The sequence below is a fragment of the Aliidiomarina sedimenti genome, assembly GCF_003986955.1.
Classification (GTDB): Bacteria; Pseudomonadota; Gammaproteobacteria; order Enterobacterales; family Alteromonadaceae; genus Aliidiomarina; species Aliidiomarina sedimenti.
In genome coordinates, this window is the sequence record NZ_PIPN01000006.1 from 159,918 (window position 1) to 183,688 (window position 23,771).

Consider the following 23,771-nt stretch of genomic DNA (forward strand, 5'->3'; position numbering starts at 1 on the left):
ATACCCTGATTGTGTTTGGTATTATCGTTAGTTTAGGTCCCAGCTTAGGCGTTAATCAACATACAAATCAAGGGCTTCTGCACGTACCTCTTGCAACCAGAAGCGAAGCTCATGATCAAGCCGCCGGTCTGACTCAAGTAACACAAAATCCTCGTCAATGCGCTGCATGAAGTTTAGCAACTGCTCGCTCGCCGGCACCCCTGACTCAAACTGCAAGCGTAACTGAGAGGCCTGCCAGGCCGCCAGCATGGTCGCTACCACCACCTGCTCGGTCAGCTCAAGTACGCGCATAGCATCGCGGGCGGCAATGGTGCCCATGCTGACTTTGTCCTGATTATGGCACTCGGTTGAGCGCGAAAACACTGACGCCGGCATGGTATGTTTCAACGCTTCTGCGGCCCAGGCTGAACACCCAATCTGCACCGCTTTAAAGCCATGGTTAATGCTCGCTTCGGCACCGGTTGCAGCCGATAAATTAGCGGCTAACCCATTGTTGGTTCGGGCGTCGAGCATCAGCGCCATTTGCCGGTCATGCAAATCAGCCAGGTTGGCGACCAGCGTTTTCAGGGTGTCCATCGCCATAGCGATATGGCCACCGTAAAAATGACCGCCGTGCAACACACGCTCGCCAACCGGATCGATAATCGGGTTGTCGTTGGCACTATTCAGCTCATTTTCAATGGTGTGCTGTAAAAACGGCAGGGTATCGCATAACACGCCAATAATGTGTGGCGCACAGCGCAATGAGTATCTGTCCTGCAGGCGTGCGGTGTTGCGCGACGCTTCAGTATCCAGCAAGTCTTCGCGCAGCCAGGCCGCTACCTGCTGTTGCCCGGCATGGGGTTTAACCGCAAACAAAGTTTCATCAAAATGGTACGGATTACCAGCCACACCAACACAAGCCAGCGCGGTAACCCGGGTCGACAGTCGGCTGAGGTAGTCTGCACGACGCCAGGCTAAACAGGCAATGGCGGTCATCACCGCAGTGCCGTTCATAATGGCGAGGGCTTCTTTGGGCTTTAACTGGTAGGGATCGACACCCAGCTGCGCGAAGGCATCGGCTGCCAGCATGGTCTGCCCGCGAAAGGTGACTTCGCGTTCACCGATCAAGGCGCCAGCGACATAGGACAGTGGGGTTAAGTCACCACTGGCGCCCACGCTGCCTTCCTGGGGGATCAAGGGCAAAATATTGTGCTTGAGCATTAGCGCCAGGTATTTAAGCAGTTCCATGCTGACCCCGGAATATCCCTGAGTCAGCGAGCAAAGCCGCACCGCCAGAATGGCGCGGGTTTCGGTCGCCGAGAACATGTCGCCTAAGCCACAGCCATGAAAACGAGTCAGGTTCACTGGTAACGCGCTGGTCAACGCTTGCGGCACCGCCACGGTGCAACTGTCGCCATAGCCTGTGGTTACGCCGTAAACGGCGCCCTCGTCATGCAGCAGACGCTGAATAAACTGTTCACCGGCGTGAATTCGCTGCGCAAATTCGTCTTGCTCGCTAATCACTGCATCGGCCCGCTCAAAGGCTATAGCGACCACATCCTCAATGGTTAAGCGCTGTTCACCGAAGACCACCACGGGCTTACTATTCTGGGACTTATTGCTCAGGTTTTCGGTCACGAATTGTTATCCATTAAGTCCCAGTCGATTTCTTTGCCAAGGCCGTTTACCGGCACCTGGTTGGCCAGGGTGTAACGTTTAGGCAGCTCGTTTGCTGACAAGTGACGACCGGCCCAGGCATGCACCTCGGCGACTAAATTCGTTGCCTGTGACTCACTGACCTCGGCGCCAACCACCAACAAGGCTTTTAAACCACGGCTGTTGTCGTCGGCAAGCAAGCGAACTCTGGCGTCATCCACCTGGGGGTGGCGAGCCAGCTGTTCGGCAATCCGGGCTGGAAACACATTAACGCCGTTAACTGACACCGCGTCATCAACCCGCCCCTGCGGGCGAAAGTATTCATGATCAGCCCAGTCGACGCGGTCCAGCAAACTGACCGAGCGGTTTAACTGCTGGTCAAACAAGGTGTCAGCGCCATCCGCGCGCCAGCGAGGTAATAACTTGTATGGCATCGCGGAAGAACTGCGCACGCCGATGCCTGAGGTATCGGTACTGCCATACACCTCAATAAAGCGCTCGATGCCCTGCTCTTTTAGACTGTCGATGGTGTGTGCCGGGCACGGGCCCGTGGAGCAAACCATGGCAACCCCAGCGGGGAACTGCTGCACCCGTTGCTCGATTTGCTGCAAGGCAGAAGGAAAACCGATGATCAAATCGCCGGTTTCAAGCTGTCCGCCGTGCACAGTCGCAAAACTGCGCAACCCGCGAACCACTGGCAGGTCGAGTAGCTCAGGCAGCAATACCGAGAATAAAAACCCGTAAATATGATGGGCGGGGGTCAGGCTTAACAGGCGTTTTGGTTTGGTTGGTAAGCTCTGTACATAGTCGGCGAAAAACTGCGCTTCTGCGGTCAGTGTCTGCCAGCTATGAATAAACGGTTTGGGGCTTCCGGTGGAACCCGAGGTGGTAAAGCAAATGTCGCAAGCCGCTACATCCCGGCTTTTTAGCACCACATCGGCCCAATCGCCGAGGGTGTGTACCCGCAACAGGTAGTCTTCCAGACCACTGCTTTGCAGCTGGAAGAAACTGACCACGCGGGTAGCTAGGGCCATCCACTCGAATGAGTCGACGACCACTTCAAGTAATTCATTCGCGCTGCCATCGTCAGGGCGCCGGTCTGGCAGGGTAATAATCGTCTCAGCCTGCCATTGAGCACCCTTCAGTAAACCAGCATCGCCCTTGCGAAGCTGCGCCAGTTCATCGGCAATAAGTGCGCCGAGCACTGCAATGACGGCGCTTTTCGATAAGGTCTGCTGGTTCATTGGCGGTCCGCTTACAGGCGTTTCACGAAGACCCAGTATGAGTCGCCGGCCAACGCTTTTTTCATATGAACTTTTACTTTGGTTGGCTTCATTTCATAATCGAAGGTGTATTCGAACATGGTGTTAAGTGAGCCGCTTTTAACGCCTTCATCAAAGCGTCCTTTAAACTCAGGGCTGTTGGTGCAAGGTGCGATGTCACGGAAGAAGCTTTTGCCGATAACCTTAGACGGGTCACGACCGGTGATGTCACCCTCTGCCGCGTTGTACTGCTGAATCAAGCCATTAGCGTCGAGTTGAATCGCGCCAAATGCGACGTTATCCAGTTGGTTCTTATCCATGTTAGCGAGTGTGTTTTCAATGTCGCCACTACCAAATTGAACGATTTCCATGTAATTCTCCTGAAGTGTATTAACGTCATGTAATAGGACAATACAGCATATTTGGATCAATGAAATCGAACTTTTATTACTTTCAACCTAATACGAAGCGCTGGCTGGTCTTTGCCGATGTGCGTTATCCTAAGTCAGCGCGCGTTTTTGCAAGCTGCTTGCACAGAACTTACACCGCATTTGCACTGCATTTGCACTCCATTTGCAAAACAAAAACGCCCCAGTATAAATCACACGGAGCCAAACTATGAAAGGTGTAATCCTTGATGCCGCCAGCCTGGGCACAGATGTCGATTTCAGCTCGCTGGAAGACCAACTAACCGAACTGGTAACCTGGCCAGCCACTACCCCCGATGAGGCCGCTGAGCGTATTGAGGACGCTGAGGTGGTAATCACCAACAAAGTGCAGCTAACCCGGGAATTATTACAGCAGGCTCCTAAACTAAGGCTTATCTGTGTGCTCGCTACCGGTACCAACAATATCGACCTCGACGCTGCTGACGAGCTTGGCATTGCTGTACGTAACGTTGCCGCCTACGGCACCGCCAGCGTCGCTCAGCACACATTAATGATGATGCTTAGCCTGACGACCCGTCAGCCTCAATACCAGAGTGCCGTTGCCGCAGGTGAATGGCAAAAAGCGAAAATGTTTTGTCTGATGGACTACCCGGTGATACAGCTGCAGGGCAAAACTCTGGTCATTGTCGGTCACGGCGAACTCGGTCAGGCCGTCGCCCGGCTTGCCGAAGCTTTTGGTATGCAAATAGAAGTAGCTGCCCGCCCGGGCCGCAGTGACGACCCGCGACCAAGCCTGGACGACTTGCTCCCCCAGGCTGATGTTATCTCCTTTCATTGCCCGCTCACCGACGTTACGCGTGATCTTCTCAACAAACAAAGGTTCGCCCGCTGCAAACCCTCGTTGCTGGTTCTCAACGCGGCCCGTGGTGGCATCGTGAATGAAAAGGACGCCATCGACGCTCTGCGTAACGGTCAAATCGGCGGGCTCGCTGTTGACGTCTTAAGCGAAGAACCACCGCGCCACGGCAACCCACTACTCGACGCCATGAATGAGCGCCTCAACCTGATCGTCACTCCGCACAGTGCCTGGCTCGCCCCCGAAGCACGCCAGCGCATCGTCGAGCTAACCGCCACCAACATCGCGGAGTTTAAAAAGAAGGATTCGCGGACAGAGACATAACCTACAAATTTTTTGCAATTAACTCCGCTTTCAGCAAGCCGCCTTTGGTAAAAAGCTTAGGAGAAAAATTGGGCTTTCGTTTCGTCGTGTAAGCGTTGTGAATTTGCTTCAGGCCATCAGCGGTTAGCAACGAGATGTTTACTTCCGTATCCATTTCTGCGGACTCAATAAAGTCTTTTGAAAAAGTCGGCGCGATAATCAATACTTGCGCGACGCGTCTTCCCTGGTTCTCACAGCGCTTGGCGTAAGCCTTTACCTGACGGGAGGTCGTCGAGTATTTAGCAAAATCGCCGTTTTTAAAGGTTTTGGCCTCACCGATAATTACATCATCATCACTAATAGAAATAATGATGTCGGCCTTATCTTTCGCGGTATTTATCGACTTTCGGAGTTCTTCATCAATATTGAGATCAAGCTCTTCCAGAATCGTTTTCGCAGCTTCTTCAAACTTACTACCGATATCTGACTCAGCGATATCAATACCGGCCTGCTTCAAGCCTGCCAAGTCTCGACATGCCAATAGTGCAAAATTCTCAATTAATTTATCATTCGCACTGGCAAATGCTTCTAAAACCAAGGCTCTTGGATTACCCCGTTTAGACAGTTTAAGCACATCACGTACACGCTTCACTTCATCATTACTAAGCAAATAAAGGACGTCATGCGGTGTGATAGACAACGCGCGCAATCGTTCTGTGTTGATATCTTCAATATCCTCCAACTCAAATTCACGTCTTATCCGCTGAGTCAGACTTTCCGATTTGCCGTCAGGAGAAACACCTTCAAAATTGGTTTCCAACGTATCAAACATTTCTTTGTACCCACTCGCACTTAAGGCTACAAACTCTCGCTCGCTGGCACCCTGCAATTCGTGGATCAGAATATTAATACGATCATCAAGCGTGGTTCCAAGACGGTCGACATCCATATCCAAATCGTCCATCAACTGCTTTAAACGCTCTTTGCGCTTGTTCAGGCCCTCGTCATTATCAAACAGATCTGTCGCTAAAATACTTCTAATATCGATGCCTGACTGTTGAATAGTATGAATCTTTTCGACTCGCGAAACGCCGCGAATACGCTTGCCGTAAGCTTTTAGAATATTTGATAATTCCGCATCACTAAAACAGCGTAAGACCCTCAACATATGCTTATCCGCCAGGGTTTTACCTTGTAGTTCGTTCAGCAAAGCCACTAGTTCATCCGCTATTAACACCTCGGAGCGCTTTCGATTGATGAATACGAGCCCCATTTCACGTAATGTCTGCAAACAATCATCCACTGTGTTTGCTTCAGCTCTCACAGGTTCAAAGAGGTGCTCGACAGCAATAACTTCGTCACGAGAAATCTTAAGATGTTTAGCCAATTGATTAAGTATTGTTCGCTCATCATCAGAGATCTTTGCTTCTCGGTTAACGCGCAGATCGTTAGTAAAGGCCACTTCAAAACAATCCTTGAATATCTTTAACCTATGCTCTTTTCCAAAATCATCATGCTCACCATTGTCGGCAAGTAGCGCTTTAATATTTTGTGCCAAATGCTCAGTGGCTTCCCGCTCACGAGAGTAAAGCTGTTCAAGCCATGCTACTCGCGCGATGCTGTTACCGTCTCTAGTGAGGATGTTTAGCATTAAAGCTAACGAAGCTCCTGACATCTCCAGTTGCTCACGCACAAACTCTTTATAATGCGGTTTAATCACATGAAATAGCTGCGTAATTTCACTACCCGAAGCATCTTTTATTTGGCGATTCATTTTATCTAGTCGCTCGGTGAGACGCTCGTCACCGCGCTCTACTGAGCTGCAAAGTTTGTCCAGACAATTAATGAATTTAGATTTTTCTATTTGGTTTAGCGAGGCGAGAACTTGGTTCAGCTTCATGGAATATCCCTATGTCTTGTTGTGTTGCTCTTCCAATGTACAGCGGGCCTCTGTAAATGTATATATTTCGCACAGGAACGATGAAAGGCGTCTTTGCCCTCCTAATGGTCCCTGCGACTGCTCCTTAATCGTCTTTATCCGCCAGCGAGCCGAGGCAGAATTTGCATTCGCCGACGGCGGGGGCTGAGCTTTCGACGTAGCGGATTTTGCGCGAGGATTTGCTGCGTGTGCTGGAGACCTGATAAATACTGTCGCGGGCGGGTGGTTTGAAGCCAATGTACTGGCACACAGCACCATCGCCGCTATGGCCTTCTCCTTCCAGCACTGGGCGCACCAGTTCGCTGCCGTGATCGAGCTGGAACTGATTAAAGGCGTCTTTCAGCTCATTCAGACTGAGCATGAGGTCGGCAGACGGAGGTCCGCCTGTACCGCGACCCAGCTGATCTTCGGTATAACACTCAGCCAGTAGCCAGCCGCCGGGTTTGAGCGACTTTTTAATCTGCTGGTACAAGCGAGGTCGCGCGTCACCCGGTAAGTGGCAAAAAATCATCACCACACCATCGTACTGGTTCTCCGGAAGCTCACACTCGGTCAGATCAGCGAGCTGAGTCTGAATCGTCACGCCGCGCTCTTCAGCCAGACGCTGGGCTTTATCCAGCCCGATCTGAGAAATATCGACCGCTGTCACATGCGCACCCAACTGCGCCAGATAAACGCTGTTGCGGCCTTCACCATCGGCAAGGCATAACACATGCGCTGGCTTCTGTGGGTTCGCGGTGGCGAGTAAACGCTCAGCCTGGGCTCGCAGGAATTCATTGGGCTCAGTCCCGTAATGGTATTCACCCTTGTCGTAACGTTCGTCCCATTTGTTCATGTCGGCCTTTCCTCCTAATAGCAGAGCGTACTAAGTTATTCGATTCTTATCTCTCGCAGCCCGGTACTTGTCATCTACACTTAGCTACTAAAGTCCTATAAGCAACCTAATCGGTATTTGCGACTTTGGTAATCGATTAGATTCATTTTCGCATAGTTCAAAAAAGAATATAGTTATAACCATAAAGATTAAGCGGCCTTACGGAGTTTTGCAATGCAAACCGTGAGGCGACTTTGAGACCATCATAAATAACCATACCGAGGTAACCCTTATGAGTTTACGTATTGGCGATACCGCCCCCAACTTCGAGATTGAAACCACTAAAGGCAAGATCGACTTTCACGACTGGGCAAAAGGCAAATGGGTCTTTTTCTTTAGCCACCCCGCCGACTACACCCCAGTCTGCACCACAGAAATGGGCCGCACCTCCCAGCTGGCCAATGAATTTGCCAAGCGTGGCGTGCTGCCTCTTGGCTTATCGACCGACACCGTCGATGAGCACTTAGGCTGGATCAGTGACATCAACGATACCCAGAATACCGATCTGGAATTTCCGATTGTGGCCGACAAAGGCAAGCGAGTAGCCGAGCTTTACGACATGATCCACCCGGGTGAAAGCGAAACCGCCACCGTACGTTCAGTCTTTATTATTGACCCAAACCACAAGATTCGCCTGACCATGACCTACCCGATGGCGATTGGCCGTAACTTCGATGAAATTCTGCGGGTTATCGACGCGCTGCAATTTTCTGATGAGCACAATGTGGCATGCCCGGCTGACTGGCGCCCGGGTGACAAGGTTATTATTAAACCCACGGTCAGCAACGATGACGCTGCTAAACTGTTCCCGCAGGGCTGGGATGAAGTGCGCCCTTACTTGCGATTTACTGAAATCAAATAACGCCCTCAACGCTAAAACGCCGCTTCCATTTCAGGAAGCGGCGTTTTCAGTTCTGGTCTCTGCAGGTTCTAAAAAACTGACTGTTAAGCAATTGGAATTTCCGAGGCAGCGCTTTCCTTGCCTTTGACTCGTTTAATCTCGATCTTCAGTACGCCGTCATTAAATGATGCTTTGATGCTCTTGCTATCAATATCATCAGGCAGGGTCAAGGTTCGCGCGAAGCTGCCATAGCTGCGCTCTATGCGATGGTACTTGCCCTCTTCACCTGACTTTGACTCGTGCTTTTTCTCACCGCTGATGGATAATAAATTGCCCTCAAGGTTCAGTTTCAAATCGTTCTTGCTAACCCCAGGCAGTTCCACCGACAGCTCGTAGTGATCCGCATGCTCCTGAATATCAAGGTTCGGTCGCAACAGCGCCGACCCGTTCCAGAGTGATTCATGTTTCGCCCCACGGTCAAACAGATCCGGCACATTCAACGAGCGAAAGGTGTCTGCAAACAAACGATCAATATCACGATGAAAACGCGCAATCGGGTGGGTTTCACTACCGTCGCTGACCGCCTGCTTTTGTTCTTCATGCTTGTTCCAGTTCCACGGCGCAAGTTTTGATTCCGACCAAGACTTCTGGCTCATGGTAAACCTCCTCTATATTCATCTGTGTTTTAAGGGTGCTTGATAACTGAGAGGCCCGCCTGCAAACTCACAGCAGAGCCTCTAGCCTCAACTATTTATATAGAGTGTTTTTTGTACAACTCAAGCAGAGGTCATGCATTGTTTGGCCCTTATCAATAATGCGCCTCCCGGGCTGCCGGTGAGTATGCAATGGGAAGATGAATGATGAATTCGTTTATACTGAGTACTCAGCTTCTTAGTCGCCACAACGGGAATGAATATGAATCTTACCTATACTGATTTCGCTATCGTAGGTATCACGGTATTTGCGGTCATTATTGCCGTTACCCTGCACCACGAAGTTTCAACCTGGATGGTCAAACGCCTTGATAGCCCCTCCCAGCAGCGACACCGCAGAATGCTGTACCTTATCTTTACGCTTATTCTGACCCACATTGCACAAATCTGGCTGTTCGCCTCCGCCGCTCATGTCATTTTGATGCTTCCTGACAGTGGCTCCATTGTGTACAGCTCCTCAGTAAACTTTTTGGATTTGGTTTACTTATCAGCGGTTACTTTCACCACTCTGGGCTACGGCGATATTCTTCCCGCCGGGAGTATTCGCTTTCTTTTTGGTACCTTGTCACTCACCGGGTTTACTCTGATTACCTGGTCTGCGTCGATCACCTTTCTGGAAATGCAGCGCCAATGGAAAGAACGGCTGGATAATAGGTTATAATAGCCACAGTGATCCTGCCCATGGCTTATTACGTTAAGCAATCAGTACAACTACTACGAGTGAACGTATGTCGATGATTCCACGCCACAAAGTAACCTCCATCGCGATTATAGGTTTTGCAGTAATCGCTTTAATCTGTGCTTTCCTGTATGCCGCTGGTGTGTTTGGTAAGAAGCAGGTCACGGCTCAGCAATTTGTTGATTTCCAGCAAGGCGAAAACCCGCATCTGGGCTTCCGCCGTGCTCATGCCAAAGGGGTTTGCGTGCGCGGCGACTTCATCGCCACGGGCGAGCTTGCTGCCCACACCCGCTCTACCCTATTTGAAATTGGCAGTACGCCTTTTATTGGCCGTTTCTCGATTGGCGGCGGTAACCCAAGCGCACCTGATCTCGAGTCTGGCGTGCGTAGCCTCGCCCTCAGCTTCGATGCAGGCTCTGACCAGCAATGGCGAACGGCGATGAATACCCCGCCAGTTATGGCGGTTGGTACCCCGGAAGACTTCTATGCTCAACTGCAAACCTTAATGCCCGACCCTGAAACCGGACAGCGTAATCCCGAGCGTATTGCCGAGTTTTTTGCTAATCACCCGGAAACTGAGAACTTTCGCCGCTGGAGTGCTCAATACCAGCCCAGTGGGAGTTTTTCCAGCGAGCAGTATCACAGCATCAACGCCTTCTACCTGATCAACCAGCAAGGCGAACAGCAGGCCGTGCGCTGGGCCGCCGTCCCTACTGTGCAGATTGACGAGAACCAGTATGCTGATACCGACCAGGCTGCCAACGCACTGGCGCTGGATGTTCGCGACCAGTTAGAGGACGGCACTATCGTTTTTGATTTGGTCTTTACTTTGGCCAGCAGTGACGATGATGAAAATGACCCGACTCAGCCCTGGCCTGAGTCTCGTCAGCAGATAACCGCCGGACAACTGGTCATTCGCCAGTTAGAGCAAGACGCCGCAATCTGCAATAACCTCAATTTTGACCCACTTATTCTGCCGCGCGGTATGCAGGCGACGAATGACCCAATTCTGCGCGCCCGTTCTGCCTCCTATGCTGAGTCGTATCGTCGGCGGGCGCGGGAAACCTGGTTAGGCAAGGAGCAACAACAATGACACAGCCAGTCACGACCTTTCCGTTAAGCATGCGTATTTTTCACTGGGGGATGGCGGCATTGGTGCTGTCGATGATTTTTGCCGGACTTGCCATGGTGCAGTCGCTACAAACCTGGCAGCCGACGGTGCTGGCGTTGCACAAAGCATTTGGAGTGGTCGCGTTGGTAGCGGTGCTCCTGCGTTTAATCAACCGCCTGCGCAGTCGGGTGCCCGCGCTACCCGCTGATCTGCCGGGCTGGCAGGTCTTTGCAGCCAAAGCCTCTCATGTTCTGTTGTATGCCGCGCTGTTTGCCATGCCAATCAGCGGCTACCTGATGCAAAGTGCCGCGGGCCGTGCAGTGGATGTCTTTGGCGTCTTTATGCTGCCACCGCTGATGTCAGCGGATTTAGTCTGGTATGGCGTCTTCCGAGAGATGCACAGCTGGGTAGCCTATGCGCTGATTGCGTTGCTGGTGGTTCACATTGCCGCCGCCCTGCAGCATGGTCTGCTGCGTCAGGACGGGGTGTTGAAGTCAATGTGGAAACGTTAAAGATTTCACTGAGAGCTTTTATCGTTAGCCGCGCTTTTTGCGTCACTGGCGCTGGCTTTAATGCCTCTGAATAAGAGGTAGGCCAGCCCCAGTACTAGCGGGATAAAAACCAGCCCAAGCAAGGCAAAATAGACCACCAGAAAAATCGCAACAAAAAGCGTTCCGAGAACTAAAAGCGCAGTTAAAACTTTGGCGGTTGTGGGCATCTGTTCACCTTTGTATGTGTATCACGTCAATACGAAGTCAGTAGCAAAAGTGTAGCCCGCTCACCCCAGTTCACAACCAAGATTCAGCAAGTTATCAGTCAGATACATTTAGCCAGGCTACTCTTTAGTCAGGGTAAACAGAGTCTCAACCGGCATTTCAAAGTAATAGGCCAGTTTCAATGCCACCACCACGGACGGGGTGAAGCGCCGTGTTTCAATGGTGCTGATGGTTTTACGTGAGACCCGGATTGCATCCGCCAACTCCTGCTGTGACAGGCCGCGCAGTTTGCGCTCAATGGCAATGCGATTATAGGCTTCTTCCATTACAGGTTCCGCGAGTCAATAGACTCGCTGTCCAACGCGTCTTCACCATCATCTTTAAGTAAACGCATAATGGTTACAGCCCAGGTTAGAGCCGCAAGCAATACATACGAACCACCCAGTTGCGTCAACGTAACTTCTATAGAAAGCAAGTGACTCACTATGTCGTCTGCTATGAAAAATACAATCAGCGACGTCACAACCAGCACCCAGCTTACCATTCTGTAACCAGCTGCAAGTGCCTGCAGACAAAATTCATCGGTAAATCGTTGTATTTTTCCGCTGGACTCATCGCCCCCCGTTAAACCACTAGTCATATAAACAATAGGAGCAATTAAGATAGCCACCGCTAACCCAATGTACCCCACAACAATCACCATTGTCGGTGCATTCAGTAACCTTGAAAGCGCGACAACAGCGACCCCTGCCGCCAATACAAATATACTCTGCGCCACTCGCTTTAATGCCTGCACCTGCAGGTCTGGTGTCCATGCATCGTAGGGATTAGTCATTGGTCTTCTCCTGTTTGCCACACCCTTCTTCTGAGCTTTCTTCTTCGGCTGTATCTCTGAGCTGAAACAGAATTATTGAGCCCCAGGTCAGCACGCCGATGACTAAATAGCCACCGGCTACATAGTTTGGGTCAGCGGTGTGTACGCCCACCCAGCTTAATAGCTTATCCAGAAACAGCCAGCCAACAGCCAGTGTTGTCAGTAGTAACCAAGCCGTGAGCTGGTAGGCTGAAAACAAGACCTGACGACAATACTCGTCGTCGATGCGCGAGGACTTAAATAAACCAACATCGAGTAAACTTCCGCTCGGTACATACCAGATGAATGCCACAATTTGGCATCCGATCCCCAGCATGAGTAAAAGTATGCTTACCAATGCTGAGAACTCGAACCAATACACTGAGTTGAGAACAGCGATACCAAAGGTAAACAGAAAAACTGCGTAAGCGCTACGCTTCAGCGCTTCTACCTGAGCGTCGGGTGTCCATGCATCGTAGGGGTTTCGGGCAGAGTGTTTCATATCCATTCCTTGAAACTTTGTCTTGCATTTTGATACCTGTAGGTTTCAACTTATAACCTGTAGGTATCAAAATCAAGACGGGGTTCGCTCTTTTTTCATGCGGGGGTGAGCAAAGCAAGACATTGCGTGCCTAAACAGGGATAATACGCGCCTTATTTTTAACCGATGTGGTGGTGTTCGCCACGTCAGGCCAGCATTCGCACTGAAACGCCCGCAATTCAGATAGCCCCGGACCATTAAGCGCTGGGGCCAACGATGGAAATCAAAGATGGAAATCAAAGTAAACTTTCTCGATAACTTACGCCTTGAAGCCAAGTTTGACGACTTCACTGTCATTACCGATCAGCCGATCCGGTACAAAGGCGACGGTTCGGCGCCGAGCCCTTTTGACTATTTCCTCGCGTCCTCAGCGATGTGCGCGGCGTATTTTGTGAAGGTTTACTGCAATTCACGGGACATTCCGACTGACAACATTCGCTTGTCGCAGAACAACATTGTCGACCCGGAAGACCGTTACAACCAGATTTTCAAAATTCAGGTCGAGCTGCCTGAGGATATATCCGACAAAGACCGTCAGGGTATTCTGCGCTCAATTGAGCGCTGTACGGTTAAGAAAGTGGTGCAAACCGGACCTGATTTCCAGATAGAAGTAGTTGAAAACCTGGATGAAGACGCTCAGGCGCTGCTCATGGGCAGCCCGGATGCGAATTCCAACACCTATATCGAAGGCAAAGATCTGCCGCTCGAACAGACCATTGCTAACATGAGCAAGATCCTCTCCGATCTGGGGATGAAAATCGAAATCGCCTCCTGGCGTAATATCGTGCCTCATGTCTGGTCACTGCATGTACGCGATGCCGCCTCGCCGATGTGTTTCACCAACGGCAAAGGCTCTACCAAAGAAAGCGCGTTATGCTCTGCCCTGGGCGAATTCATTGAGCGCCTGAACTGCAATTTTTTCTACAACGATCAGTTCTTTGGCGAAGAGATTGCCAACAGCGATTTCGTCCATTACCCGAACGAGAAATGGTTCAAACCGGGGGCAGACGACGCCTTGCCTGAAGGCATTTTAGACGACCATTGCCTGGAAATTTACAACCCGGACGGTGAACTTCGCGGGTCCCACCTGATTGATACCAACTCAGGCCGCAAAGACCGTGGCATTGTTTCACTGCCCTATACCCGTTTATCCGACGGTGAGCAGGTGTACTTTCCGTCAAACCTGATTGAAAACCTGTTTTTAAGCAACGGCATGAGTGCCGGCAACACCCTGGCGGAAGCTAAAGTTCAGTGTTTGTCTGAAATATTCGAGCGCGCGGTTAAACGCGAAATCATCGAAAATGAAATCGCCCTGCCCGAGGTACCAAAAGAGGTACTGGCGCAGTATCCGGACATTGCTGAAGGAATTGCAGCACTGGAAGCCCAGGGCTTTCCGCTGGTGGTTAAAGACGCTTCCTTAGGGGGCCGTTTTCCGGTTGCCTGCGTGACCTTAATGAACCCGCGCACGGGCGGCGTATTTGCATCCTTCGGCGCCCACCCGAGTTTTAAAGTGGCACTCGAGCGCAGCCTGACAGAGTTGCTGCAGGGCCGCAGTTTTGAAGGCCTCAACGACATTCCATTGCCAACGTTTAATTCGATGGCAGTCAGCGAACCGAATAACTTTGTTGAGCACTTTATCGACTCTACTGGTGTGGTGTCCTGGCGCTTTTTCAGTGCGAAGTCTGACTATGACTTTAAGCACTGGGACTTTTCCGGCACCACCGAGTACGAAGCTGAAACCCTGTTGGGTATTTTGCATGATATGGGCAAACAGGTTTACATGGCGGTTTTCGAAGAGCTTGGTGCGCCAGCGGTGCGAGTTCTGGTGCCGGGCTATTCGGAAGTTTATCCGGTCGATGACCTGATTTGGGATAACACCAACGTTGCACTTGAGTACCGCGAAGACATTCTTAACCTGCATCGCCTTAGCGATGAACAACTGGCTGATTTGGTTGAACGGCTGGAAGAAAGCCAGATCGACAATTACACCGACATCATTACCTTTATCGGCATTGAATTCGACGAAAATACGGTTTGGGGTCAGCTCACGGTGCTTGAACTTAAGCTGCTGATTTATTTAGCGCTTGGCCAACACGACGAGGCCCTCGAACTGGTTGAAATGTTCCTCCAGTACAACGATAACACCGTCGAGCGGGTGCTGTTGTATCGGGCCATGCAGGCGGTGCTTGAAGTTACCTTGAGTGACGATCTGGAACTCGACGACTACCTGTATAACTTCAAGCGCATGTACGGCGACGCCACCATGCAAGCGGCGGTGGGCTCGGTCGATGGTAGCGTGCGTTTCGCGGGTCTGGAACCCACCAGCATGAAACTGGAAGGTCTCGACCGCCATATGCGCCTGATTGAAAGCTATAAAAAACTGCATGCGGCAAGGGCTTCAGCCTAACGCATTGCGATGGCTCTGCTAGACTAAGTTTGTTTCACCAATGGAACCGACTATGTCTGCCCTTTGTTGCAATATGCTGTTGGCGCAGCTGCCAGATTCATTGCTTGTTCGCCTTCAGGCTCAGGCAAAGGTACTGATGGTGCGCCCGGCGCAGGAACTTGTTTTGGCGGATCAGTCATCCAGTTACGTGTATTTTCCACAAACTGCGTTGCTGTCGCTGGTACATACATTAATGGACTCATCGTCCACTGAAGTTATGATGATTGGGCGCGAAGGCATGCTAGCGTCCCATCAGGACAATGCCGCCATTAACATGCTGCATGGTCGTGTCTTGCGCGCAGGCTCGGCACTGCAAATTAGCCGCGGTGTACTCGCTCAGCTGGCTGTCTCGTATCCGGAGCTGCAAGCCATGTTAACGGCTTATACCGACGACACCCTGCGTCAGTTATGTCAGGTGGTTGCATGCTACCGGCACCATTCAGTCAAACAACAACTCAGTCGCTGGTTGCTTGCCTTCGACGACCACTACCCAAATCAACCTATTCTCACCACCCACGCCGCTATGGCGGCCAGACTCGGCGTGCGCCGTGAAGCGGTCAGCAACGCCGCGAGTGCGCTGCAAGAGGCTGGCGCTTTGCACTACCATCGCGGCCAGGTCGAGCATATCAATCGCCCGCTCCTGCTGACGTATAGTTGCGAATGTTACCACCCGCTGCAGAGCCAGTATAAAAAAACCCGGCCATAAAGGCCGGGCTTTGCGTGTTATTTAAAGCTAAGTTTTATTTAGCTTTTTGATGCTGACCAGGCTTTCCTTGCTGCTGCTTCTGATTCTGGTCCTGCTGCTGCTTTTGACCTTGCTGCTGTTGCTTCTGGCCTTGCTGAGCTTGTTTCTGGTCTTGTTGACCTTGGTTTCGTTGAGTACTCATAACGTTATCTCCTGGGCTCGTGGGAGCTTATAGCAAGCGCAACTGGTTGCTGCGCTGGATTATAAGTATGGTCGATACCCAAAAGGCGTCTGTACGTTACCCCACACAACAAGCGTATTACCGAAAGTAAACACTTACTCGTCAGACTCTGAACGTTGCAGAACTTTACTCAGTAAAAATCCAGCAGCCACCGCGCAACCGACAACTAAAAACGGGTGACGGTTAATGTAAGCACCTGAGCTTTTCGCCCATTGCTGCTCTTTTTTATGCAGTTGACGAGCGGTTTTTCGAATACTCTGGTTGGCATGCTGAGATGCCTCCGCCGTTTTATCAACAGCTCCGCGCACACCAGAAGCCGCTTTAGCAATAACATCATCAATACGTGAATCCTGATTTCCTGTTTTCATGACTGGCTCCTTCAGCTTAAGTCGATAAATGCTCTCTCTTATACGTTGTTAAGCACCTCTGCGCTTAATTACGTCTGCATCTAAGTCTGCTTAACCAAGTCACGCATGTATGTGCGCTACCGCACAAAGCGCGGAGAAGTCTAAAATGAATCCAGTTACGTACTATGCTTTACCAGCTTCCTGGTTTTGCGGACTAAATCACCATGCTAAAGGTACGAATCACCCTTATTATATGTTCTGTTATCTTCCTCAGCGCCTGTTCATCAGGTGACTGGCGCTCAGCTTCGCGGGATTCCGCAGGGCTTGCACCGCCGCCAGCTGAAACGCCGCAAGCGGTGATCGAAGTATATGCTGCCGATGCCTATGGCTGGCGCGGTTGGTTTGCCGTGCATACCTGGATTGCCATCAAACCAGAACAAGCAAGTGAATATACAGTGTATGAAGTCGTTGGCTGGGGGGTCGACGAAGGTCGCTCAGCGTTGCGCACTTACCAGACAGAAATTCCTGATCGGTATTGGTACGGCGCACGCCCGGACGTGCTGCTGACCTTGCAGGGGGAGGAAGCCAGGGAGCTAATTCCGCAAATTGAAGCGGCGGTAGAACGCTATCCCTGGACGGGCGAATACCGCGCAGTCCCCGGACCAAACAGTAATACACTGCCCGCCTGGATAGCGATTCAGGTCCCGGAGTTAGGCCTGCAGTTACCGTTCAGTGCAATCGGCAGCGGCTATGCACGCCGCGATCGCGGAGACTAACCCGGTAAGCTAGACTACTGCGCGGCTTTCAGCTCGTGCAGTGTAAGTTCAACCTGGCTGTCACCATCGCTGACATAGAGTACCCCGTCAGTGACCATCACGCCCCAGTGGATATTTCTGCCAATCTGCGACGCGAGTTCAGCGTGCTCAGGCTCCGGGAGTGCGAGAATACGGACCTGCTTGAGGTCATTTACTTTAGGTAGCAGTTTTTCAGCCCAGATACGGGTATTACCATAAGCAAGCACTGACATCTGTGGCGCGCGACGGCTCGACTTGGTGATGCGGTCAGCATCAGGCTGACCGACATCTATCCAGTGTTCAATCTGGCCGTCCAGGCTTAGCTGCCATAGCGCCGCCTCGTCGGTGTCCGACAGGCCACGGCCGAAAGCCAGATGCTCGTGGTAAAAAATAGCGTACGCAATAATACGCGCAACCAGCCTCAGTTCAGTCTCTGACGGATGGCGTGCGACTGTCACTTTAACCGTCTCGTAGACGCCTCGATCCATATCTGAAATATCCAGACTGACTTTATAGGGGGTTGCCTGCAACGCCATGACTTACTCTCTGCTTAGGGAAAAGGAGCGCATCATAACACGTTACGTATGCGCTCCCATGCGAGGGTTTTATTGCGTGCTTAGCTAGTTCCCAAAGTCGTCATAGCGAACACGCGATGGATCTACCTTAAGTTCTTTCAGCATCGCTAAGGTTGCAGAAAGCATACGTGGCGGACCACAAATGTAGAAGTCGTACTCACTGATGTCCTGCTGAAGCAGCCAGGTTTTGGCAGTTTCATGGACAAACCCCTCGGCATCACACCACTGGCACGTTTCGCGAGGCTCTGAAAGAACCGGTATGAAGCGCAGTTTACCGGCGTTGTCGAGTTCAACGAACTCGTCAATGTAAAGCACTTCACCACGATTCCGCGCGCCATAGAAGAACTGCATTGGCCGCGGCTGATGGCTTGTCAGCTCTTCCTGAATAAGCGCTCGCAAAGGTGCCATACCAGCGCCACCACCGATAAAGCAGAGCTTACGGTCTGCCCCGGCAAGGCGCTGAAAGTCGCCAAACGGACCTTCGGCAATGATGGTTGCGCCGGGCTCCAAGTTACACAGGTATGACGAACCAACGCCAGGCGCAAGTGCCCCTGGGGCCTGTGGTTGATAACGCACCGTAAAGACCAGTTCTGTGCCGCCTGCTGCAGTTGCCATTGAGTAACTGCGTCGTACAGCGTCATGCTTAAAGTCGCAGGCTTCAATAGCATGCCATTCGTTCTCGTAGTCTTCCGGGATATCGGCGGGCCGGCTTTGCCCGGCACCTTCCGGGATCAGGAACTGCATATACTGACCTGCCGCGTATTCCACTGGTCCGTCGGACACTTCAAAACGCAGTTCTCTGAGCATAGGGGTAATGAAACTCGATTCTTTCAGCTGCAATGAATACTTGCGGGCGTCCGTTTCCGGCACCTCTACCTTGTGCAGCATTTCAATGCTGTGCTGGCAGGCCAGGCGATAACCTTGCTCTAACTGGGTTGCAGACAACTGAGCACGGTCACTGACTGTGACAGGTGTATCCGGCGCCGCTTTTACCGCGCAGAAACCACAGGTTCCCCCGCCGCCACAGCCACTTTCTACTGCAATATCATTGTGTTGCAAAACTTGCAGTACGGTTTTGTGCGCTTTGTCGCTGAATTTGAATTGGCGCTCGCCGACATCGGCCGTTAGTGATGCTTTGCGCAGAGTGAAGCGCATTTCGCCGCTATTCAGTAGTTTGATCAGCAGGATAAAACCCGACAGCGCAAACCACAGAGTCATCACCGCAGCGGCAATTGCCACCATGTTATTAAAATTCCGACCACCGGTATAATCGATAAAATGAAGTCGGAACATCCAGTCAGCAACCACCCAGGGAGTATTTCTATGGTCGATAACCGTGCCCGATGCTCTGTCAACATATACCCGGGTGTTCAGATCATCATCAAAATCGATCCGATAACCTTGCCCTCTCCAGTCATGTAGCTCACGGGTACGCTCAATGGGCGTAACCCGGGCCAGACTACCGGGGCCGGAATAACTTGCCTGCGCAATTTGCTGCGCAAAATTCTGATCGGTTTGCCACAGACTGCCGTCACGTCCATCGAGGTAGGTAATACCATCCTGATGATGCACTTCCACCCGCGGCAAACCCTGATTGGTGTAGCTATGCACTTTAGTTACGCCGTTAAATTCGTCCCACCAGGCCGGGGAGAGGTTGGCCAGTTGCGCCCGGTTCAATGCTTCGGGTTGCTGCATACTAAAGTACTGGTGCCCTTTCATGCCGTGGTGATCGACCAGCGCAAAGTACAGACCGCTAATCGTCCACAGCATGAGCTGAATGAGCAGAATTAAACCGGTCCAGCGGTGTAACCATTGTAGAAACTTCATGCTGGTTTCCTCCGCGACGCCCATAGGGTTTGTAGCAGTAGCACAGTGCCGGTAAACAAGAAGGCAAATGTGGCAAAAATAAAGGCGCGTAACCACCAGGTGGTAATGTCGACGCGTTCGTCGTAATCCATAATATGGAACATCCACATGATGTCGAAACCACGCCAGAAGTCGTGACGTCTTACGGTCATCTCACCAGTCTGCGGATGCAGGTATAAACTTGTATTGCCGAAATCATCAAAATTAACCCGCCAAATCGGCAAGTAACTTTCGCTTAGCTCAGTAGGTGGCGCCTCTTCAATGTACTCAACACCACTGATAGTCGGTTCGCCTTTGGCATAATAGGCAGCGGCCAGGCCTCGGATATCGGCTTCGGAAAGTTCAACCGGAGCTAAGGTGTGTAGGTTGACTAAAAACTTTTCACTCTCGGAATGTACTTGTGCCAGATCCTGATCGTCGCCCTGGATCAGGCGATTTACCAGGTGGATCTGATTAACCTGCGGATAGTTCTCAAGCACTGCCGGCAAACGTTCAACCAGTGACGAATCGCGGATTTCACCATTCGCTTCCTGAGTCAGATGCTCCCCGTGAATAAAAGGTAACTGAACAATCACCATATAAGCGCCTGAGATCGCCCAGACAACCATTTGCACACCGACAATAATGCCTAACCAGCGATGCCAGGTACGAAACGCAGAGGATTGATATTGCATAGATTTACCTCAAAAAACCGGGCGGCCACTACACTATGGCCGCCCGTACAGGTTAAAACTCGTAACGTACTTTTGCGTACAGCTTCCGACCCATCAGGTCATAGGTCATGGTATCTGTATTGGCATCCGTCCAGCTCTGTATATAGGGCGCCTTCTTATCAAACAGATTGTTTGCGCCAACCGTCAGGCTCCAGTTATCAGTCATGAAATAAACGCCCTGCAAGTCGTGGTAAAACACAGCAGGTGCCTCGGCTCCGATATCACCCGGTGATGCGTTAATATCATCTGCCGAGCCGATCATGCGGATGTTGTAGTTGGCCTGCCAGGTATCAGTACCAAGAGTGACCGCCGCATCCGAGCGCAGACGGGCGTAACTGCCGCTACCACCGGTAATATGCCCTGCGTACTCTATCGGTTGAGCGCCAGCAAAAGGCTCTACCGTATACTCATTGAGATAGGTCATATTCAGATTGAAAGACGCATCAAGACCAGCCAGCTGGGTACGATAATAAACTGACGCATCAATACCCGAAACGTTTTCAGTCGCCACATTGGCCGGTTGCGCGGAGAGGAATTCGACTGCACCGGTTAACTCGTCACGAGCAAAGCTGTCGTCATTACAAAACGGGTGAGACAGGTTTTCCGAGTTATAACAGGCAGCCAGTTTGGTCGAGCCTGCCACCCCACGGATTGCGTTTTCGATTTCAATATCGAAGTAATCCAGGGTGACCTGGAGCCCTTCAACATACTGCACGTCCCACACCATACCAGCAGTGAAGGTATTCGCATCTTCAGGCTGCAATGCAGGGTTACCACCGGTTTGAGTCAGTACGCTTGAGCCGAGCTGGGTGTAGCCTGCTGGCACGCCATCGGCCTGACAGTTCGCCGCCACCGTCGCATCCGCGCCCGGTTGATCCCAGCCAGAGCATGGATCGGTAGTGGTCAGGTTACCTTCACCGATGCCACCAAAGAGCTCAGGGATGTTTGGCACCCGAAACGCCGTAGACTGAGTAGCCCGTAGTTTCAGATCCTCGTTCACATTCCAGTGCAGACCGACTTTATAGTTTCCGTCACTGCCAAAGGTGTCGTAATCGGAATAGCGATAGGCAAAATCCAGCGCCATATAATCGGCAAAACGATGCCCATCGAGCAATGGAACTGAAGTTTCCACGTAGGCTTCGTTTACCTGATACTGACCGCGTAAAGGCTCACGACGGTTGGTGTTCATAATACCCGCCACCACTGATGAATCTGGCTCACTCCAGCCACGCTCAGTGCGGCTTTCGATACCAAATGCGACAGGAATGACACCACGGGAGGTTGAAAACAGGTCACCCGCGATGTTGGCTGTGACCGAGCGTTGCTCGTTACCACCGTCACCGCTGATACGAAACAGCATGTAGTCGAGCGCGTCCTGACTGACATTGCCGTAGCCCAATAGATTGGCGCAGGGTACGCCGTCGCTGCCGCAAGTGTCAGGATTAATAGTCCGCTCCATGCGTTCCAGGTTGACGATGTTAGTAGATCCATCTGAACCACTGGTGCGGCCATAGTTGTACGCCACTTCCCAGGCCCAGTTATTATTCCACAGACCGTTAAAGCCGGTGACTACGCGGAATGTACTGATGTCCTGTTCAAAACCACGCGGGCCTGCTTCTTCCAGTCGACGCTGAACCACACGGATATCTTCGCCCACCGGGTTATCAGGGTGATCCGCTGCATAATCGATATTACGCAGCGTACCCGGTGCGCCGATTTGGCTGGAGCGGCGGTTGTTATAGAGCAGCTCTGCGAACGCTACGGTGTCCTGACCCAGACGGTAGTCACCAAAACTAGAGAAGCTTAAGGTCGTTACCGGGTTTACTGCGTTCAGTGAAGGGAACGAATTCACATTGTGCAGGTTAGGGTCATAGGGTGAATAGCCATTAGGGTCTTCAGCACCGGGCTGATTGAAATTAATCATATCGCCCTGGTTCGGACCACTGGTGAGCACCGCGCGGCCACCGGGTGTGGAGGCGCTGCCAACACAATTCAGTTCGCCCGGGACCGTTTCTGCAAGGGCACAGGGGGCACGGTCAGCCATATTAACCGCCTCAGTGCTGCGGTAGCTGGCTGTGGTTACAATCCGGCCACGGTCTGAGCTTGCACCGAACATCATATTAACCTGACGCTCGCCACCGTCGCCGTGTTCACTGCCCGCAACCCGGCCTTCAACCATAAAACCATCGTAACTTTTGCGGGTAATCACGTTGACTACGCCAGCAACTGCATCCGCACCATAAATCGCCGAGGCGCCATCTTTTAGTACTTCGATGCGCTCAACCATGGTCAGCGGAATGGTATTTAAATCAACTGAGCTGTTCGCACCTGTACCACCATTGACCACCCGGCGGCCATTTAACAGCACCAGTGTGCGGTTGGCGCCAAGGCCACGTAAGTTAACCTGCGTAGTACCCCAGCCACCACCGTTCCAGTAAGCACTGGTCTGGTTTCCGCCGTAGCCAGCCGAGGCTGACATACGTTGCAACACCATTTCCATCGAGGTCAGGCCGGTCGCTTCAATATCTTCGGCGGTAAAGACTTGAACCGGGGCTGCACTTTCTGCCTCGGCCCGCAACACACGTGACCCTGTTACTGTAATGCGTTCGTAGCTTTGCTCCGCCGCTGCAGGCTGGTTGTCATCCTGAGCTACTAGCTGCTGGGCTGGTAACAAGCCGAGACTGACTGCTAAGGCTGTTTTTGAAATTTTATTCATCGTCGTTTTCCCCGCTTATTGCACATTTAGTTTTTCTAACACCCTATTCATACCAGTTATAAAGATGTATATGCAACTTAGAGGAATTCCTCACTTCCTTTAAAAAGCCCGTTTTTAAAGGTTTCTATACAACTATAAAAGTTTCAAAATCGCCCTGTAACCGGGTAGTTGTATAGCCAACTAAGTTAGCACTTTCGTACTAGCCTTGTCGACTTCAACTGGTCGTATTTCCTCCTGCCCGATGAGTTGTACATGAATTTATATATTCTTTTAATGCATAACAATTTGTAAGCATCAGTTAAAACAGTTTAAAGAATGTTCAATGAGTATGTTGGTTTGTGTCCATTTCGATGATCACGAAGTCCCTGTCCTGACGCTCTACTTTGACCTTGATTTCATCGCCTTCACTCAAATGAGAGATATCGATACCATCAGCGGCACTAAAGGCCATCGTCATGGCTGCCATATTCAGGTGTTCAATCGCCTCGTGGCGCAAAACCAATTCATTGTGTTCTAAGTCCACTTCCACCACCTCGGCACGCACAAATGCTATCTCAGCATGCTCCTGGGTATGGGCGTTGCCATGCTGATGGTCCTCCTGCTGAGCCAGCGCGGCACCATTGACAAAAAACGTGACTGCTACGGCGGTGATTACCTGGTTAAATTTCAACAT

25 protein-coding genes are annotated in these 23,771 nt (G+C 51.4%); 8 read left to right on the forward strand and 17 right to left on the reverse strand.

Going from position 1 to position 23,771, the window contains the following annotated elements; translation table 11 throughout:
* Positions 1-51: 51 nt before the first annotated feature.
* Genes CWE12_RS12935 through pyp form a run of 3 tightly spaced genes read right to left on the reverse strand, consistent with a single transcriptional unit; the run spans position 52 to position 3,271 of the window.
* On the reverse strand, positions 52-1,620 hold the full coding sequence (locus tag CWE12_RS12935; RefSeq protein ID WP_241984208.1) for an HAL/PAL/TAL family ammonia-lyase: 1,569 nt from the start codon (positions 1,618-1,620) through the stop codon (positions 52-54).
* On the reverse strand, positions 1,617-2,882 hold the full coding sequence (locus CWE12_RS12940; RefSeq protein WP_126790129.1) for an AMP-binding protein: 1,266 nt from the start codon (positions 2,880-2,882) through the stop codon (positions 1,617-1,619). Before CWE12_RS12940 ends, CWE12_RS12935 begins: the two co-directional genes overlap by 4 nt.
* Positions 2,883-2,893: 11 nt before the next feature.
* Entirely contained in the window at positions 2,894-3,271 is a 378-nt protein-coding gene (pyp, locus tag CWE12_RS12945; RefSeq protein ID WP_126790130.1) for a photoactive yellow protein, read from the reverse strand.
* A 247-nt stretch (positions 3,272-3,518) separates the two neighbouring features.
* Here pyp and CWE12_RS12950 point away from each other — a divergent pair, with 247 nt between their 5' ends.
* Positions 3,519-4,469, forward strand: coding sequence for a D-2-hydroxyacid dehydrogenase (locus CWE12_RS12950; protein ID WP_126790131.1), 951 nt, complete (start codon positions 3,519-3,521; stop codon positions 4,467-4,469).
* 1 nt (position 4,470) lies between these two features.
* On the opposite strand, the gene CWE12_RS12955 is transcribed toward CWE12_RS12950, so the two are convergent.
* Complete coding sequence (locus CWE12_RS12955; protein WP_126790132.1) at positions 4,471-6,348, reverse strand: hypothetical protein; 1,878 nt, start codon at positions 6,346-6,348, stop codon at positions 4,471-4,473.
* 124 nt (positions 6,349-6,472) lie between these two features.
* Positions 6,473-7,222: an SAM-dependent methyltransferase gene (locus CWE12_RS12960; RefSeq protein WP_126790133.1), complete on the reverse strand. Its 750-nt coding sequence runs from the start codon at positions 7,220-7,222 to the stop codon at positions 6,473-6,475.
* A gap of 271 nt (positions 7,223-7,493) precedes the next feature.
* On the opposite strand from CWE12_RS12960, the gene CWE12_RS12965 reads away from it, so the two are divergent.
* Positions 7,494-8,123 carry a peroxiredoxin gene (locus tag CWE12_RS12965; protein ID WP_126790134.1) on the forward strand — a complete coding sequence of 210 codons (630 nt, stop codon included), beginning with the start codon at positions 7,494-7,496 and terminating at the stop codon, positions 8,121-8,123.
* Positions 8,124-8,206: 83 nt separating this feature from the next.
* Here CWE12_RS12965 and CWE12_RS12970 read toward each other — a convergent pair whose 3' ends face one another.
* Positions 8,207-8,758: an Hsp20/alpha crystallin family protein gene (locus CWE12_RS12970; RefSeq protein ID WP_126790135.1), complete on the reverse strand. Its 552-nt coding sequence runs from the start codon at positions 8,756-8,758 to the stop codon at positions 8,207-8,209.
* Positions 8,759-9,017: 259 nt separating this feature from the next.
* Between CWE12_RS12970 and CWE12_RS12975 the strand changes: the two genes are divergently transcribed.
* The 3 genes from CWE12_RS12975 (at position 9,018) to CWE12_RS12985 (ending at position 11,117) form a co-directional block, all read left to right on the forward strand.
* Entirely contained in the window at positions 9,018-9,476 is a 459-nt protein-coding gene (locus CWE12_RS12975; protein WP_157981982.1) for an ion channel, read from the forward strand.
* Between the two features lie 67 nt (positions 9,477-9,543).
* Positions 9,544-10,587, forward strand: a complete 1,044-nt coding sequence (locus CWE12_RS12980) for a catalase family peroxidase (RefSeq protein WP_241984209.1) — start codon at positions 9,544-9,546, stop codon at positions 10,585-10,587.
* Positions 10,584-11,117, forward strand: a complete 534-nt coding sequence (locus CWE12_RS12985) for a cytochrome b (RefSeq protein WP_126790137.1) — start codon at positions 10,584-10,586, stop codon at positions 11,115-11,117. The genes CWE12_RS12980 and CWE12_RS12985 overlap by 4 nt, the downstream gene beginning before the upstream one ends.
* Positions 11,118-11,122: 5 nt before the next feature.
* On the opposite strand, the gene CWE12_RS12990 is transcribed toward CWE12_RS12985, so the two are convergent.
* From CWE12_RS12990 to CWE12_RS13005, 4 genes are all read right to left on the reverse strand, one after another.
* Entirely contained in the window at positions 11,123-11,323 is a 201-nt protein-coding gene (locus CWE12_RS12990) for a hypothetical protein (RefSeq protein WP_126790138.1), read from the reverse strand.
* Between the two features lie 117 nt (positions 11,324-11,440).
* Complete coding sequence (locus tag CWE12_RS12995; protein ID WP_126790139.1) at positions 11,441-11,647, reverse strand: helix-turn-helix transcriptional regulator; 207 nt, start codon at positions 11,645-11,647, stop codon at positions 11,441-11,443.
* The gene (locus tag CWE12_RS13000; RefSeq protein WP_126790140.1) at positions 11,647-12,156 is read right to left on the reverse strand and encodes a hypothetical protein; all 510 of its coding nucleotides are present in this window, start codon (positions 12,154-12,156) and stop codon (positions 11,647-11,649) included. The genes CWE12_RS12995 and CWE12_RS13000 overlap by 1 nt, the downstream gene beginning before the upstream one ends.
* Positions 12,149-12,676 carry a hypothetical protein gene (locus CWE12_RS13005; protein ID WP_126790141.1) on the reverse strand — a complete coding sequence of 176 codons (528 nt, stop codon included), beginning with the start codon at positions 12,674-12,676 and terminating at the stop codon, positions 12,149-12,151. Before CWE12_RS13005 ends, CWE12_RS13000 begins: the two co-directional genes overlap by 8 nt.
* Before the next feature lie 268 nt (positions 12,677-12,944).
* Here CWE12_RS13005 and CWE12_RS13010 point away from each other — a divergent pair, with 268 nt between their 5' ends.
* Both CWE12_RS13010 and CWE12_RS13015 read left to right on the forward strand, forming a co-directional pair.
* Entirely contained in the window at positions 12,945-15,122 is a 2,178-nt protein-coding gene (locus CWE12_RS13010; protein WP_126790142.1) for an OsmC domain/YcaO domain-containing protein, read from the forward strand.
* Positions 15,123-15,174: 52 nt separating this feature from the next.
* Positions 15,175-15,867 (forward strand): Crp/Fnr family transcriptional regulator, encoded by a 693-nt coding sequence (locus CWE12_RS13015; RefSeq protein WP_157981983.1) that lies wholly within the window; start codon positions 15,175-15,177, stop codon positions 15,865-15,867.
* A 34-nt stretch (positions 15,868-15,901) separates the two neighbouring features.
* Here the strand turns inward: CWE12_RS13015 and CWE12_RS13615 are convergent, their stop codons facing one another.
* Both CWE12_RS13615 and CWE12_RS13020 read right to left on the reverse strand, forming a co-directional pair.
* Entirely contained in the window at positions 15,902-16,048 is a 147-nt protein-coding gene (locus CWE12_RS13615; protein ID WP_157981984.1) for a hypothetical protein, read from the reverse strand.
* Between the two features lie 134 nt (positions 16,049-16,182).
* Positions 16,183-16,455, reverse strand: a complete 273-nt coding sequence (locus CWE12_RS13020) for a DUF883 domain-containing protein (protein WP_126790144.1) — start codon at positions 16,453-16,455, stop codon at positions 16,183-16,185.
* A 203-nt stretch (positions 16,456-16,658) separates the two neighbouring features.
* On the opposite strand from CWE12_RS13020, the gene CWE12_RS13025 reads away from it, so the two are divergent.
* Complete coding sequence (locus tag CWE12_RS13025) at positions 16,659-17,210, forward strand: DUF3750 domain-containing protein (RefSeq protein ID WP_126790145.1); 552 nt, start codon at positions 16,659-16,661, stop codon at positions 17,208-17,210.
* A gap of 14 nt (positions 17,211-17,224) precedes the next feature.
* Here the strand turns inward: CWE12_RS13025 and CWE12_RS13030 are convergent, their stop codons facing one another.
* From CWE12_RS13030 to CWE12_RS13050, 5 genes are all read right to left on the reverse strand, one after another.
* On the reverse strand, positions 17,225-17,764 hold the full coding sequence (locus CWE12_RS13030) for a YaeQ family protein (protein WP_126790146.1): 540 nt from the start codon (positions 17,762-17,764) through the stop codon (positions 17,225-17,227).
* 84 nt (positions 17,765-17,848) lie between these two features.
* Complete coding sequence (locus CWE12_RS13035; RefSeq protein WP_126790147.1) at positions 17,849-19,630, reverse strand: 2Fe-2S iron-sulfur cluster-binding protein; 1,782 nt, start codon at positions 19,628-19,630, stop codon at positions 17,849-17,851.
* Entirely contained in the window at positions 19,627-20,343 is a 717-nt protein-coding gene (locus CWE12_RS13040; RefSeq protein WP_126790148.1) for a PepSY domain-containing protein, read from the reverse strand. Before CWE12_RS13040 ends, CWE12_RS13035 begins: the two co-directional genes overlap by 4 nt.
* Before the next feature lie 52 nt (positions 20,344-20,395).
* Complete coding sequence (locus CWE12_RS13045) at positions 20,396-23,098, reverse strand: TonB-dependent receptor plug domain-containing protein (RefSeq protein WP_126790149.1); 2,703 nt, start codon at positions 23,096-23,098, stop codon at positions 20,396-20,398.
* A 319-nt stretch (positions 23,099-23,417) separates the two neighbouring features.
* Positions 23,418-23,771 carry a copper-binding protein gene (locus tag CWE12_RS13050; protein WP_126790150.1) on the reverse strand — a complete coding sequence of 118 codons (354 nt, stop codon included), beginning with the start codon at positions 23,769-23,771 and terminating at the stop codon, positions 23,418-23,420.

Bases quoted from the DNA above. Each gene is read 5' to 3' on its own strand.
- pyp (WP_126790130.1), bottom strand. From the start codon at position 3,271: ATGGAAATCGTTCAATTTGGTAGTGGCGACATTGAAAACACACTCGCT.
- CWE12_RS12950 (WP_126790131.1), top strand. From the start codon at position 3,519: ATGAAAGGTGTAATCCTTGATGCCGCCAGCCTGGGCACAGATGTCGAT.
- CWE12_RS12980 (WP_241984209.1), top strand. From the start codon at position 9,544: ATGTCGATGATTCCACGCCACAAAGTAACCTCCATCGCGATTATAGGT.
- CWE12_RS13005 (WP_126790141.1), bottom strand. From the start codon at position 12,676: ATGAAACACTCTGCCCGAAACCCCTACGATGCATGGACACCCGACGCT.
- CWE12_RS13030 (WP_126790146.1), bottom strand. From the start codon at position 17,764: ATGGCGTTGCAGGCAACCCCCTATAAAGTCAGTCTGGATATTTCAGAT.
- CWE12_RS12995 (WP_126790139.1), bottom strand. From the start codon at position 11,647: ATGGAAGAAGCCTATAATCGCATTGCCATTGAGCGCAAACTGCGCGGC.
- CWE12_RS12970 (WP_126790135.1), bottom strand. From the start codon at position 8,758: ATGAGCCAGAAGTCTTGGTCGGAATCAAAACTTGCGCCGTGGAACTGG.
- CWE12_RS13010 (WP_126790142.1), top strand. From the start codon at position 12,945: ATGGAAATCAAAGTAAACTTTCTCGATAACTTACGCCTTGAAGCCAAG.
- CWE12_RS12985 (WP_126790137.1), top strand. From the start codon at position 10,584: ATGACACAGCCAGTCACGACCTTTCCGTTAAGCATGCGTATTTTTCAC.
- CWE12_RS12975 (WP_157981982.1), top strand. From the start codon at position 9,018: ATGAATCTTACCTATACTGATTTCGCTATCGTAGGTATCACGGTATTT.
- CWE12_RS12960 (WP_126790133.1), bottom strand. From the start codon at position 7,222: ATGAACAAATGGGACGAACGTTACGACAAGGGTGAATACCATTACGGG.
- CWE12_RS13035 (WP_126790147.1), bottom strand. From the start codon at position 19,630: ATGAAGTTTCTACAATGGTTACACCGCTGGACCGGTTTAATTCTGCTC.
- CWE12_RS13015 (WP_157981983.1), top strand. From the start codon at position 15,175: ATGTCTGCCCTTTGTTGCAATATGCTGTTGGCGCAGCTGCCAGATTCA.
- CWE12_RS13045 (WP_126790149.1), bottom strand. From the start codon at position 23,098: ATGAATAAAATTTCAAAAACAGCCTTAGCAGTCAGTCTCGGCTTGTTA.
- CWE12_RS13050 (WP_126790150.1), bottom strand. From the start codon at position 23,771: ATGTTGAAATTTAACCAGGTAATCACCGCCGTAGCAGTCACGTTTTTT.
- CWE12_RS13615 (WP_157981984.1), bottom strand. From the start codon at position 16,048: ATGAGTACTCAACGAAACCAAGGTCAACAAGACCAGAAACAAGCTCAG.
- CWE12_RS12990 (WP_126790138.1), bottom strand. From the start codon at position 11,323: ATGCCCACAACCGCCAAAGTTTTAACTGCGCTTTTAGTTCTCGGAACG.
- CWE12_RS13000 (WP_126790140.1), bottom strand. From the start codon at position 12,156: ATGACTAATCCCTACGATGCATGGACACCAGACCTGCAGGTGCAGGCA.
- CWE12_RS13025 (WP_126790145.1), top strand. From the start codon at position 16,659: ATGCTAAAGGTACGAATCACCCTTATTATATGTTCTGTTATCTTCCTC.
- CWE12_RS12955 (WP_126790132.1), bottom strand. From the start codon at position 6,348: ATGAAGCTGAACCAAGTTCTCGCCTCGCTAAACCAAATAGAAAAATCT.
- CWE12_RS13040 (WP_126790148.1), bottom strand. From the start codon at position 20,343: ATGCAATATCAATCCTCTGCGTTTCGTACCTGGCATCGCTGGTTAGGC.
- CWE12_RS12965 (WP_126790134.1), top strand. From the start codon at position 7,494: ATGAGTTTACGTATTGGCGATACCGCCCCCAACTTCGAGATTGAAACC.
- CWE12_RS12940 (WP_126790129.1), bottom strand. From the start codon at position 2,882: ATGAACCAGCAGACCTTATCGAAAAGCGCCGTCATTGCAGTGCTCGGC.
- CWE12_RS13020 (WP_126790144.1), bottom strand. From the start codon at position 16,455: ATGAAAACAGGAAATCAGGATTCACGTATTGATGATGTTATTGCTAAA.